General features: G+C 66.6%; 12 protein-coding genes. 7 read left to right on the plus strand and 5 right to left on the minus strand.

Going from position 1 to position 12,639, the window contains the following annotated elements:
- Positions 1–153: 153 nt before the first annotated feature.
- From DMH08_RS34855 to DMH08_RS34865, 4 genes are all read left to right on the plus strand, one after another.
- Positions 154–1,269 carry a radical SAM protein gene (locus tag DMH08_RS34855; RefSeq protein WP_125620353.1) on the plus strand — a complete coding sequence of 372 codons (1,116 nt, stop codon included), beginning with the start codon at positions 154–156 and terminating at the stop codon, positions 1,267–1,269.
- A complete protein-coding gene (locus DMH08_RS42525) occupies positions 1,266–1,400 on the plus strand; it encodes a hypothetical protein (protein WP_267898595.1) in 135 nt (44 codons plus the stop codon). The genes DMH08_RS34855 and DMH08_RS42525 overlap by 4 nt, the downstream gene beginning before the upstream one ends.
- A gap of 66 nt (positions 1,401–1,466) precedes the next feature.
- Positions 1,467–2,225, plus strand: a complete 759-nt coding sequence (locus tag DMH08_RS34860; RefSeq protein ID WP_125620355.1) for an aminoglycoside phosphotransferase — start codon at positions 1,467–1,469, stop codon at positions 2,223–2,225.
- Between the two features lie 46 nt (positions 2,226–2,271).
- Positions 2,272–2,721, plus strand: a complete 450-nt coding sequence (locus tag DMH08_RS34865) for a hypothetical protein (RefSeq protein ID WP_125620357.1) — start codon at positions 2,272–2,274, stop codon at positions 2,719–2,721.
- 33 nt (positions 2,722–2,754) lie between these two features.
- Here DMH08_RS34865 and DMH08_RS34870 read toward each other — a convergent pair whose 3' ends face one another.
- The gene (locus DMH08_RS34870) at positions 2,755–3,846 is read right to left on the minus strand and encodes an abortive infection family protein (protein ID WP_233617996.1); all 1,092 of its coding nucleotides are present in this window, start codon (positions 3,844–3,846) and stop codon (positions 2,755–2,757) included.
- Positions 3,847–3,872: 26 nt separating this feature from the next.
- Positions 3,873–4,679: a hypothetical protein gene (locus DMH08_RS34875; protein WP_125620359.1), complete on the minus strand. Its 807-nt coding sequence runs from the start codon at positions 4,677–4,679 to the stop codon at positions 3,873–3,875.
- Positions 4,680–5,554: 875 nt separating this feature from the next.
- Here DMH08_RS34875 and DMH08_RS42115 point away from each other — a divergent pair.
- Positions 5,555–7,486, plus strand: a complete 1,932-nt coding sequence (locus tag DMH08_RS42115; RefSeq protein ID WP_233617997.1) for a serine/threonine-protein kinase — start codon at positions 5,555–5,557, stop codon at positions 7,484–7,486.
- A gap of 134 nt (positions 7,487–7,620) precedes the next feature.
- On the opposite strand, the gene DMH08_RS34885 is transcribed toward DMH08_RS42115, so the two are convergent.
- Positions 7,621–8,430, minus strand: a complete 810-nt coding sequence (locus DMH08_RS34885; RefSeq protein ID WP_125620361.1) for an FHA domain-containing protein — start codon at positions 8,428–8,430, stop codon at positions 7,621–7,623.
- Between the two features lie 393 nt (positions 8,431–8,823).
- On the opposite strand from DMH08_RS34885, the gene DMH08_RS34890 reads away from it, so the two are divergent.
- Positions 8,824–10,065 carry a hypothetical protein gene (locus DMH08_RS34890; RefSeq protein WP_233617998.1) on the plus strand — a complete coding sequence of 414 codons (1,242 nt, stop codon included), beginning with the start codon at positions 8,824–8,826 and terminating at the stop codon, positions 10,063–10,065.
- On the plus strand, positions 10,049–10,816 hold the full coding sequence (locus DMH08_RS34895) for a hypothetical protein (RefSeq protein ID WP_125620362.1): 768 nt from the start codon (positions 10,049–10,051) through the stop codon (positions 10,814–10,816). The genes DMH08_RS34890 and DMH08_RS34895 overlap by 17 nt, the downstream gene beginning before the upstream one ends.
- Before the next feature lie 74 nt (positions 10,817–10,890).
- Here DMH08_RS34895 and DMH08_RS34900 read toward each other — a convergent pair whose 3' ends face one another.
- Together DMH08_RS34900 and DMH08_RS34905 are read right to left on the minus strand one after the other, a co-directional pair.
- Positions 10,891–11,493, minus strand: a complete 603-nt coding sequence (locus DMH08_RS34900; protein ID WP_233617999.1) for a hypothetical protein — start codon at positions 11,491–11,493, stop codon at positions 10,891–10,893.
- Positions 11,494–11,683: 190 nt separating this feature from the next.
- A complete protein-coding gene (locus tag DMH08_RS34905) occupies positions 11,684–12,229 on the minus strand; it encodes a hypothetical protein (RefSeq protein WP_125620366.1) in 546 nt (181 codons plus the stop codon).
- Positions 12,230–12,639: the final 410 nt, after the last annotated feature.

The following is a 12,639-nucleotide window of genomic DNA, read 5'->3' on the forward strand; positions in this document are numbered from 1 at the left end:
CCCCCCGAGCACTCACACAGGAAGAAGGTGATCTATGTAGTCAGACCGCCTGAGGGTGATCGTGGCCCCAGCGATCTCGCGAAGCATGGCGTCGCTGGGGCTCCCCGTCTAGAAAGCCTGGTCTTCCAACCAGACGAAGGATCCGGAGCTGACATGCACCAGTTGATCGCGAGTCCCTTCCTCGGTGAGTACATGGTGTTGAAGCCGGGCGAGCCCCGCGGCTTCAAGATCCCGCGGAGTGCCTACATCGGCCTCGGCAAGGCCGCCGCCTTCCCGCCGTGGCTCGTCGAAGCCGCCCGTAAGGCGTGGGGGATGGACCTCCACGGGCAACCGACCGCAGAGTCACTGCTGATCCGGCCGGAGTCCACTTACGCGTTCGGCAAGGCGACGTACGAGTTGAACCTGGGGTGCAACTACGACTGCGAGCACTGCTACCTCGGGCTCAAGACGTTCGAGGGGCTGGAGTGGCCCGAACGAGAACGGCTGCTCGAAACGATCCGAGACGCCGGCACCCTGTGGCTCCAGCTCACCGGCGGAGAGCCGATGGTGGACCGGCTTTTCGCCGCCGTCCACACCAAGGCGTACGAGCTCGGCATGATGATCGAGATCTTGACCAACGGCTCCCGCCTGGCCAACACCAAGATCCTCGACCTGCTGACCACCTACCGGCCGAGCAAGATGAGCCTCAGCGTCTACGGCGCCACGGCCGAAACCTACGACGGCCTCACCCGACGCCCCGGCTCCTTTCGCAAGTTCATGCGCGGGCTAACAGCAGCGCACGAGGCGGGCCTCCAGATGAACCTGAGCCTGATCATCACCGACCGAAACGCCCACGAGGTCGACGCGATGCGCGAGCTGGCCGAACGGTTCGGCCTCCGCTACCGCGAGTACGCCCAGATGTCCCCGACGATCCACGGCGGCGGCGAGAGCCTGCCGTCCCAATCGCCGCAGTACCTGCGCAAGCGCCAGCCCTTCCGCGGTTGCGACGCCGGTCATACCTCCTTCCACGTCGACCCGTTCGGCAAGGCGAGCATCTGCAAGATCGGCCGGAACCCGAACATCGACCTGACGAAGGAAGGCGCAGCCGGGCTGCTCCGGCTCGGCGGCATCAGCGACAACCTCCTACTCCGCCAAGGCGGCTGCACGGGATGCACGCTCCAGGACACGTGCGGCACCTGCATGCCGCTCGTCCAGCTCTACCGCGAAGCCAAAGCCCCGCTGGCCACCTACTGCCAGCACAAGGAACCCAGGAAGGAGGTAGCCCAGTGAGCATCATGACCGAGAACCAGGAGGACCTGGCGGCCGAGGACACCGTTGACGTCGAGATCATCGACGACGTGAACAACGAAGCCGAGGACGCCATCGGCCTCGGGTGCGGGGACGACAACCCGTACCGCTGATCGACGACGAAGCCGTCCCCTCGCCTGCTCCCGCAGGCGAGGGGACCCCACGACTAGGTTGCTGCCGTGACGGAACGACTTCCCTGGCGACAGGCGCAAGAGCTGATCGAGAAGCACACCGGGCCGGCACTCTCCGCCCGTCCCGTCCAGGAGGGCTACAACTCCGAGCTCTCGGTCGTCATCAACAACTCAGTCTTCGTCAAGGGGATGCGCGTGGACCACCCACGCGTCTGGACGCAAGAGCGTGAGCGCCAAATCAACCCGCACGTGCGGGACTTCTCGGCCCGCCTGTTGTGGTCGGAAGTCTCGGGCGGATGGGACCTCAACGGATTCGAGTTCCTGGACGGTCGTCAGGCGACCTACACGCCTTCCAGCAGCGACCTCGGTCTGATCGTGACCATGATGGACCAGTGGCCGCCCGCCCCCGATGACGTCGAGCTGAAGCAGGCGTCCGACCGGTGGGCCGCCTACAGCGACCGGCCCGAACTCTTCGCGGGCCGCTGGCTCGCGCACACCGACTGGTCCCCCAGCAACGTGCTCGTCGTCAACGGCACGGCACGCATGCTGGACTGGGCATGGCCGACCACCGGCGCGCGATGGATCGACCCCGCCTGCTGGATCGTCTGGCTCATCGCCAGCGGCCACACCCCGGCACAGGCAGAAGCATGGGCGAACAGGCTAGAGGCGTTCGCCACGGCGCCGACCGAGTCGGTCACGGCCTTCGCCGACGCGCAGGCGGCCATGTGGGCCGACATCGGGGAGCACGCACCCCACCCGGGCCTGGCCGCTGCGGCGGCTCACTGGACCCGGCACCGAACCGGTTAGCACGGCATCCCCGATGCGCCGTACCCGAGCTGTCAGGAGGACAACAATGACCGTGCAGATCCATCCCTCGACCGCTCTGGTCCCACCCCACCACGACGAGGCGGTATCAATCGACAACGGCATGGTGGACCTGGTTCGCGCCATCTGGGCCCGAGGATGGCAAACCGCGGCCTGCTGCCAGGACACCGGAGAAGCCGTCGAAGGCGAACGCGACCACGGGGACACAACCCGCGATGCAACCGGAAACGTCGGGTTCATTGAGTACTACCGGGGGTGGTCGTGGCTCAAGATGCCACGTGACGACGCCTTCGCGTTCCTCGGCGAGATGGCCGAGGACGAAGGCTTCCGCGACCTCGTCACCATCCCCTGGGGCAAGGGCTCCTGGCGCCTCCACACCCCGGTCGTCTGGTCCGGCGACCGGTTCGTCTCGACACCGTTCGTCCAGATCTACTTCCCCAAGCAACAGCTCGCCGACATCCTCAAGGTGCTGGAGTAGCTCGGGCTCCTCCAAGGCCACGGAGCACGGGCGCTACGGGCAGCGCGGGGCCGCTCCAGTTCCGTCCGAAGGGTCGATCGCTGTGGGTGCACTGGTTGTCGGCGTAGTTGGCGCCGTCGCCTTGCGCCAGGGGGCGCGGGGATCGGCGAGGGTCTCCAGAATGAGCTCGCACCAAGTGACGGCGGCATTGGCGGCCAGATGAGCGTGACGAGGTGCTAGGCCACGCCGGGCGCTCGCCGGTCCGTGCCCGGTGCCGTAGCCACGATTGCGCAGTTCAGCGACGCCCACGGCGATCGCGCTGGCACTGTTGAGGATCTTCTTGATAGCCTCGGTGCCATCCGGGCCCGAGTCTGCGTCACGGCTGGGAAGCAGCCCCAACTCCTTCTGGGCACCTCGGATCAACTTCTGGATGTCAGCGCGCGGGTCAAGCGGCTTGCCCAATTCGGTGAGCACCAACTTGGCCGTGCTCTCGATGAGTTCCTTGGCCGCGCCGATCACCAGCGCAGGATCCTCATGCTGCTCAGCCCGGGCGATCCGTTGCAGCCCCTCATGGATGGCTGAGACGTCGGTAAGGTCAACAAGCGCACCGGGCCGCAGGCCCACACCGATTTTGACGATGCGGCCGTCCCCTTCGAAGCGATAACCGATGTTCTCCAGTTCCCGGCGCAGCTTGCGACAATCGGGAAGGTCCTGATCAACGTAATGATCGTGCAGCAGGCTAGCGAACACTTGCACCACGCGGGCCGCGTGGCGTTCGTCGGTCCAGTCGACCGCGTCCAGATAGCACTGGAATCGCTCACGCCGCTGCCCCAGGCCGGTCTCCAAGAAGGGAGTCGGCCCGGGAGCGAACCCCTGTGATTCCCACAGGTTATCGATGTCGCGCAGGACAACTCCGGAGGCCAGTTCGCGGGCGGCGATGCGGGCAGCCGGGCTGATCAGCTCACGGCGAGAAGAGGACATCTGTGACTCCCTTCCGTCGTCATTGCGGTATGCGGCCAGCAACGTGAGCGGCGACCGCATCGAAGCCCGCCAAGAACGGTTCGGCCGAGTGAGGATGTTGCTGCCGTCCTCGGTCTCGTGGGCGAAGACGGCGTGCCGCAGCTGTACAGGGTCCAGCCGCCGCACGCGGCCAACTCGGTCTGATCCGCTCCTCACCTGGTCCGGCACATGCTGAGGTTGGCAGCCGTGGCCTTGATCAGGTCACAGACCATCAGCAGCGCCTCATTGCACATGGGCCCGATGGCCTCCTGAGTTCGCGGTATCCGTGGCGGCTTGGCATCGGCGGCGGCTCCGTTCTGCAGGTCCAAATGGTGGGCTACCTCGTTACGGGCGGCGAAGAAGGGGTTGAGAGCAGTGAACCGTCCCTTGGGTATCTGCTTATTGCTGATGCCTAGCGCTCCGGCGGCACGGTCCCTGAGATCACCGCTGCCCTGGAAGCTCGCCCTGGTCAGGCTGGCGATGTAGAGCTGGACCATCTGATCATGCGGATCCCGGTGCTTGAGGGCACTGACGAACTCGTCGGCAACCTTGGGGGCGCGAACCTGTTGGTCAACGAACACCTCAAACCGCTTCTTCGCGGTCTCGTTATGGAGAATCAGCGACGGGGCAGCGTACTCAATGAGCGCCTGCATTGATGCGTCCACTCCGGCCGAGGTGAACACGATCGCGGCTCGAAGGAGATCTTGTGCGTCAGAGGACAACCTCCCCCGGGTGGAGGAGTTGTTGGTACTGGCACGTGTCCGGCGGACCAGGTACAGGGTGTCGAACAGCCCGGTCACGCTTTCGTATGTGCTGCGCAACCGCCACCACGCGGTAACGATCTCCGGGCACCGATACGGCCGCGACCCGAGCTTGGTCAGGTGCAACTTCGTCAGGTTGCCCGTACCCCTGTCTTCCTCGACGCTTGTCGAACCGACCAGCCCCAGTTCGATCTCCCCGCTCTCTTCCTGCCACTCCATCGTCACCCTCTCAGCCGTGCCGCATTAAGTGCGTACACCTCACGCTGTCGGCCCCGACCGGAGCAGTGAGGAGGTCAAGGTCGGAGGTGCGTGAAGGTCATACTAGCGAAGCTACCGCAGTAAAACCGATTTTTTACGGCGACCGGCTGGCAGGGCTCGCAGACTGCCCGGCGTTTCAGGGCGGCCTGTCGCAGGACTGAGCAAGCCGCACCTATAGAAGCTGGCGGCCATGAAAGATATCACCAAGGGCGGTCCTGGGCGAGATGTCCAATCGGTGGGCATCAAAATGAGCGACCCGCCCCGCCGACATCAGCTTTTACTATTCTTTCGTCAACACTCAATGCACACGAAGCATGCAGCCACTATTGTGAGCTGGATGCGCGGCACCGAATTTTACGATAGCCGTTAACCGTCGATCGCAAATTGATACGTAACACCAATATCGGTCGGGGTCATGTGCTTTTGGTTGCGGTCCCCCCTCGGACACAACACACCGCAGTGGGACAGATGAACATCTGTCCCACTGTTTGCTTTCCGGCCACCTCCCGCCGCGCGATCCAGACCGGCACCCCGGCAGCGTCCGCGCCCGAATGCGCGATCAACTGGACGAGTTGCCCGGATATGAGGACTTTCTCCCTCCGCGGAAATGATCATGCGGCGCCTTGGACGGATAACGCGGAATCGGTGCAGCCCCAGAGGGGCACCGCCGGGCCTCGAGCCCAAGCTCGCACGGGTTTCGGCCCGGCCGATTCTGCACTATGACACCGACCGCGATACCTGGCCTTCCGGGGAAATGGGGGACGACCTGGCGCACCGGCGCGGCTTTGTGACTATCGGTGATACGTGCGGTGACGTTATGAAATGATGAGCGGATCTTGCGGGACCCTCATTTGCGGGCTCCGGATACCGCGCCGCCGATCGGACTGCGAGGGGGACATCTGAATATGCGACTGCTACGCCCGTCCGACCCTCGGATTCTCGGCCAGTACTCCTTGTTCGGGCGGCTTGGAAGCGGCGGCATGGGCCAGGTCTACCTGGGACGTTCTCCCGGCGGGCGCCCGGTCGCGGTCAAAGTGATCCATCCGTCGGTCGCGGACGAGCCCACCTTCCGCACCCGGTTCCGGCGGGAGGTGGAGGCGGCGCGCCGGGTCGGCGGGTTCCACACCGCCCAGGTGGTGGACGCGGACCCCGAGGCGGATCCGCCGTGGATCGTCAGCGCCTACATTCCGGGCCCGTCCTTGCGGGACGCCGTGAACGAGCACGGGCCGCTGCCTCCCGCGAGCGTGCTGACCCTCGGCGCCGGTCTCGCCGAGGGCCTGTCGGCGGTGCACGCGTGCGGGCTGGTGCATCGCGATCTCAAGCCGAGCAATGTCCTGATCGGCGCCGACGGACCGCGCATCCTCGACTTCGGCATCGCCCACCTGGTGGATGCGTCCGCGCTGACGGCATCGGGCACGGTGATCGGCACGCCCGCGTTCATGTCTCCCGAACAGGCGCGCGGGGACGACGACGAACTCGGCCCGGCCAGCGACGTCTTCGCCCTGGGCACGGTACTGGCGTTCGCGGCCACCGGACGCAGCCCGTTCGCCGCACCTTCGCTCGCGGCGGCGGTTTACCAGGTCCTGGACAAGGAACCGGACCTGTCCAGCCTGCCGGACCCGCTGCGCGGCCTCGTCGCCGGATGCCTCGCCAAGGCCCCGGCGGACCGTCCAGACCTGACCGAACTGGTCGAACGCCTGGCCCCGCACGCCAGGCCAGAGGATTGGCTGCCCGCGTCCATCGTCAAGATGATCGGCGAACACTCGCGGACGGCACCCAACGCCGCGGCGGCACGGAATCCCGGGACACCGCCCGAACCCGAGACGGTACAACCGGCCGAAACGTCGCCGGGGAACGCCGACCCGACCGTCCCCGACGAAACCAACGCGGATGCCCCGGCACAGAAAGCCGACACGCCACCCCGCCCCGGAACGGCGCAAGCCACGGCGCCGCAGGGGGACGCCGGTCCGACCGTCCCGGACGAGGCCGACGGCGCAACGGGCGTGTCCCGGCAGGCCGTGGCGAACACCGCCGAGGACCGCCGGTCGCCCGTCCGTCACGCGGCCAGGCGGCCGCCGGCCACGGACCCGGGGGCGCCCTCGGCCGCGCCACGGCGTCCGGAGAGCGGCAAACCCTCTCGGCGCAAGTGGCTGATCGCGATCTCGGCCTCCGCCGCGGCGGTCCTGCTCGTGACGTCCGGTGTGGTGGTCGCCTGCGCCCCGTTCGGGTCGGGACCGGACGCGAAGCCGCCGGTCCCGGTGGTGACGGCGGCCGGACCGCCCAAGGCGGCGGCGACGAGCGCCGAACCGACCAAGGCGGAGACGACGAGGACCGAACCGTCCGAGACGGCGACGCCCACGGCCACGTCCACCGACCCCAAGCGCACGCCGACCACGTCCTCATCCACGTCCGGGGCCACGTCCGGGGCCGGGGCCGGGTCCGGGTCGTCGAGGCGGCCGGCAGGGCCGGCCGTCGCCCTCAGCCGCGGCCGGACCGGCGACTACAACGAGCACTGCCAGGCGCCGGAGTGCGCGAAGATGCGCATCGTGATGACCGGCTTCGAGCCGAACACCGATTACCACATCGAGCCCGTCTCTCCCACCGACGACTACTCCAACCCCGGTGCGACGGTGACCACGAACAGCAGCGGCTACGAGGCCACGGAACGCTTCGACTACAACGGCGTGGGCGAAAAGGTCTACATCGTGGTGAGGAAGAACGGAACCGAGGTGGCCAGGTCCAACACCATCGTCTGGCCCAGCGGCTAATACGGGACGATGGCGAACAATGGCGATCCGGCAGCGGAGCACGCCACTCCGCCGACGTCGTTCGTGCGTTTCTGATCCGGTGGACGTCCCTGCCGGACGAGCCGAACTCGGGAGGGGCCCCGGCGGAACAGGCCCTAGCTGGGCTCCTCCAGCAGGTCGAGGTCCTCGGGGGTCAGGACCCCGCGCACCAGCAACGCGGTGATGAGGTTGTGGTTCAGCGCGTTGCCGATCGGCGGGGGGATCTCCTTTTCCAGCAGGCCGGCCACCCGGGAACTGTGCCTCTCGCGCACGTTCTTGACGAGATGCGAGGCCACCTTCCTCGTCCAGCCTCGCTGCGGTTGGAGATGGTGAAGTTCCTCTGCGACCTGGGACCACGTCATCGGTTGCGGGTGCGCTTCCTGCCGTAGATAGCGCTGAGCGAGGCACACCAGCACCAGGCGTTCTTCCGCCGAAAGGTTCCATGCCTTGGGGCTGTCGGTCTCGTCCTCGTGCACCGTCGGTCCGGTCGACCACATTCCCCCGGTGGCGATCCGTACTTCAAGAAGGTGCTGCCGCCCCTCGGTCACGATGAACAGAGGCGCGTACGTGGAAGGCAACTCTGCATACTGACCGCCGAGAACAATCTGTGAGTCGGGGAACCGAATCGCGCGCTTGCCGACGTTGCGCAGCACCCATTTCGAGCCTTCGCGCGTAATGGATCCGTGCCGACGGCTGACCTGCCGGTCGTCGGCACCGACACAGACATGGACGTCGCGTTCGCTGCGGCCGAACAGCAGCGTGAAACCGGCGTCGGGCGCCACTCGCATACCGCCGTTCGACCCCATGACGAACAGGGTTCCCGCCGCCGCGGCCTGCGGAACTCCGCCGGCGAGACTGCCGAGGTCCTTTGGCAGCAGACTGACCTTCGAGCGTTCCAGGAAGCGTCCATGCGGATCTGTTGGCATATATCGGCTCCGTTTCCTCTGATGGCCGTCACCCGACCGTCGCCATGCTGCCAGCCGGCGTTCGCTTCCACCGAGCAATCCGAAAGCCGCCCCGCCCCGGTCCAGGATGCAGGGAGACCTCGGGACCCCTCCCGGCACGCCGATGTCATGAGTACGGCCTCGTAGCCGAGGACGTCCGCCGGCACCGGCGGAAGCGCCGAACCGCCTCGTAGGGATCGCCGGCGGGCTCCGGGGATGCGGCGCCATCTCGTCTGGCAGGACGTGGTCATCGTCGATCAGGTAGGGGGCCGCCATGCCTAGCCGCCGACCCCGACACGGGAACGGCGCACCCCAGCCACGCGACCAGCGTCAAGGCAAAGCATCCTAAAGGGTGATAATCTTGCATTCTCTGCAATGGGTGAATGGCTGGTGCTCTCAATGGACGCGACGGAGTTGATGGAAGCCTGCATCGACGATGCGAGCAACATATTGGTCGCGCCTTCGGCGTTGCACGATGACGACCTGGTCAGGGATTTCTTCGGGGCTGCGATAACGCCCGATAGCCTCGCTTCCGGTTCGTCCGATCTCGCCGGGAAGACCGTCTACCTGTGCGGCGACATCTCTGGGATCGACGGACGTCGCCTGCAAGCGGCGGGCCGGGTGTTCGTCATTCGGGAGTTGTCACCGGGGTACCGAGAGGGTGTCGACGCGCCTTGGGGCGTCGTCGACCTCGGGCGAGTTCCCATTCGCGTGCACGGCGCCGGCGTTTTCTACCGCCGCTTTTTCGACCCCGACGGCGATCACTTCAACCGAATCCGTGCGGAGCACGAATTCCAGGCGCTGACGGAGTCCACCAAGCCGGGGACGGCTCATCGGAGTGGGATCTACCTGACGCCCGTCACGCGAGACGGCGACGAGTTGCACTTCCGGCTGCTTCGGTGCTCCACCAATCTCTCGGGGCCGACCGAAGGGTTCGGGCCGACCGACACGCGCATCGTCGAGGCTCTGAACCGCGAGGCCGCCACGGTCTTCCGGAACCACGCGCCGCTGAACCACGTCCTCGCGCAGACGTACCACAACACCCCCGCCACGGCCGCGCGCAAGCAGTCGAAGGCCAGGATCTCGTCGCATGCCGACAAGACCAAGGACATGCCCGTCAACGGCGTCATGGCGTTCTGCACTTTCTATGACGGGCTCGACAAGCTCCACCCCCTGGCCGAGGACGCCTTCGACCTCGGCGTGAAGAGCACCAGCGGCCTGACCAGTCTCCGCTTCCGGCTGAAGGAGCCGTCCGAGGCGGCTTTGCCGGCGCAGTTCTCCGTGACTCTGTATCCCGGCTCCGTGTTCTTCATGCCGCTGTCCACGAACCGCCTGTACACGCACGAGATCCGGCCCTCGTCACTGGACGCCGCCTTGCTTCCGACCCGGCTGGGATATGTGGTGCGCTGTTCCGGCACCGAGGCTGTTCACAAGGACGGCCAGACGTTTCTCAAGAGGGACGGGGGCCTCGTGGAGTTGGAGCCGCCCACGCAGGAGGGCATGGACGAGCTGCGCAGGCTGTACGCCGAGGAGAACAAGACGTCGGCCTTCATCGATTACGGCGGCAAGTTCCTGTTCAGCATGAACACGGGAGACTACGTTGCCCCCCGAGCTTGAGATCGCGAACGAGATTCGCTCGTTCACGCTGCCGAGTGAAGAGAACCCGTTCGAGGAGCTGTCCGCGTCGATTCGCTGGGAGGACGTCGGGAAAGGACGGCTGGGCGCGGTACTCAGCCGGGTCGACGAAACGGGCGGTGCGGCTCTTGTGCGCACCACCACGCGATACGGCTCTCCGGCGCAGCGTTTCCGGGCGGTGCATGAGGGGCTGGCGCAGCGGATCGCAGAACGTGCGGGGCTGACGGTCGGGTTCAACAACGCTCTCGTCGAGCGCTACACGAACGCCTACAAGACCATGGGCGCCCATTCGGACCAGGCTCTCGATCTCGCCGAAGGGTCGGCCATCGCGGTCTTCTCCTGCTATGAACGCCCGGACGCGGAGCCGTCGAGAAAGCTTATCTTCAGTCGGAAGGGGGGCGGGGAGGAGCGGTTCGAGGTTTCGCTCGGCCACAGCAGTGTCGTCTTGTTCTCGGTCGAAGCGAATCGGCGGCTCAAGCACAAGATCGTCCTGGATAAGTCCGTTCCGGGGGAAAACCAGTGGCTGGGCGTGACCTTCCGGACGTCGAAGACCTTTGTCCGCTATCGCGACGGGCACGCGTTCCTGCCGCAGGGTGCACGCCTCACGCCGGCCGATGAGGAGCAGGCGCACGAGTTCTACCGGCTCCGGCGCCGAGAGAACAACGAGACTGACTTCGCCTACCCCCTGCTGACCTACACCATCAGCGAAAGCGACCTCCTCCCGCCCGTCTGACGCTGATCGCTCACGTCCAGCCCGAGTCCGGATCTCAAGCGGACGCTCACCGCCCGCGCTCCGGTGTCTTCCCCTCAGGAAATGTCCAGCACGCGGGCAAGCGCTGTGACGACCGGGCCGGTGTGGTCGGGAACGTAGCGCGCCGCCCACGCTGCGGCCAGCCGGTGGAAGGCGATCAGGTCACGTTCCGCTTCGGCCAGCAGTCGGCGCAGCTCGGGGACGGACAGCTCGATCGTCGGACCGGCGTCGCGCTCGGCATCGACGGTCAGCCGGACGGTGTCGCCCTGCCGCTCGGCGTGCGGGGAGGGATCATGCCCCAGCCAACCGGTCGAGGCGCTTCCGTTGATGACCGTGAGCCATTCGCGCCATTCTTCGATGCCGCTGCAGCAGCCCGGCAACAGCGTCGTACCGGTCGCCGTGTCGGTGACCCGCATCCCGCCCGGTGCGAAGAGCGACTCCTCGGCGAGCATTCCGTGCAGGAAGACCCCGATCGGGTCACCGGTTCGCGGTTCGCCTTCCACGTCGTCGCTGTTCGTCTCGACGATCCGCATCACGGCTGTGCCGACCTCTACCGAGTCGAGCGCCCCATGGAGCGGCATGTAGCCGAAGGGCTCCGACCAGGCGACGGGCCAGAGGGTGAACTCCGTCGGCCCGTACATCTCGAGGACCGGCTGCATTGTGATCACCTGCGAAGTCTGCACGTGTCCGGGCGTCGGCGCTTCTCCATTTCGCGCGGAAAGGAACTCATGCGCCCCCGGGCGCCTCGCACCCGGAGCACGGCCACTCCACGGGGAACACCAGCGGCCGCGGCGGACGGGTGCCCGTCCGCCGCGGCCCCGGCGACGTGTCCGGATAGAGCGCCCGGGACTACACAAACCACGGATCCTTCGGAAAAGTCTGGGTGAGGCGGTCGCGGACGACATCGCGGACGTCCGCCTTGGCGTGCCGGACGATCGGGTCCCAGCAGTGTTCCCTGACCGCACGGTGATTCGCCGCGTCCGGACACATCAGGACGGCGATGACCCGCACGGGCCACAGGAGCCGCTGCACGTCACCGCCTGCCAGCAGCGCCGCCAGGCTCCCGCCGCCCGATGCCGCGACGATGCTCGCGAGCACGTGGCGCCAGGCCCAGCCGACCGCTGATTCGACCACTCCCGCCCTCAGCAGCTCGGACGGCAGAGGCTCTTCGTATCGCTTCTGGAGCAGCGCAGCCTCCACTGCGCGGAAGATACGCCCCCGCATCTCCTCGTAGCGCGCGAGGGCGGCGGCGATCTGCGCCAGCAGTTCGCACCAGAAGTGCGTTTTTCTCGCCCATGTTTGGAACTCGTCCATTCGGCGCGGGCCGAGGTGCGTGGCGACCTCGCGCAGCACCCTGCCGTGTGCTGGGGTGTCGGGGGCGTCCTCGAACGCCATCGCTTGGGCTTTCCTGGCGCACGCGAGCAGTTCGTGGTCTCGGTGCAGCCAGTGGACGACGTCCGCTTGGGCGCAGCCGATGGCGGCCTGGGCGATCGTCAGTTTGTCCGGCCTCTTATCCCAGTCGCGTTCTCGCTCCTCCCGGTACGACAGGACGTCTTGGAGGGCTCCGTCCGCAAGCCGAAAGGCCCCCTGGCAACCGTGCCTGGCGCCACCGCATGGGCATTTGCAACCGGGTTTCCTGGCGTTTGCACAGCTCGCGTTGTGGGCCATGCGCCTCTCCGGGAACTCGACTGCAAAAGCGCATCATGCAAGCCCCGGAGTATGGAGAAAAGTCTCCGGTTGGAGAGACATGTCTAATGGTCGACGTGCCGGTGGCGTCCGGGCGGCGGCGTCAGAGGGCGGGTTGG

This window comes from Actinomadura sp. WAC 06369, assembly GCF_003947565.1.
Taxonomy (GTDB): domain Bacteria; phylum Actinomycetota; class Actinomycetes; order Streptosporangiales; family Streptosporangiaceae; genus Spirillospora; species Spirillospora rifamycini.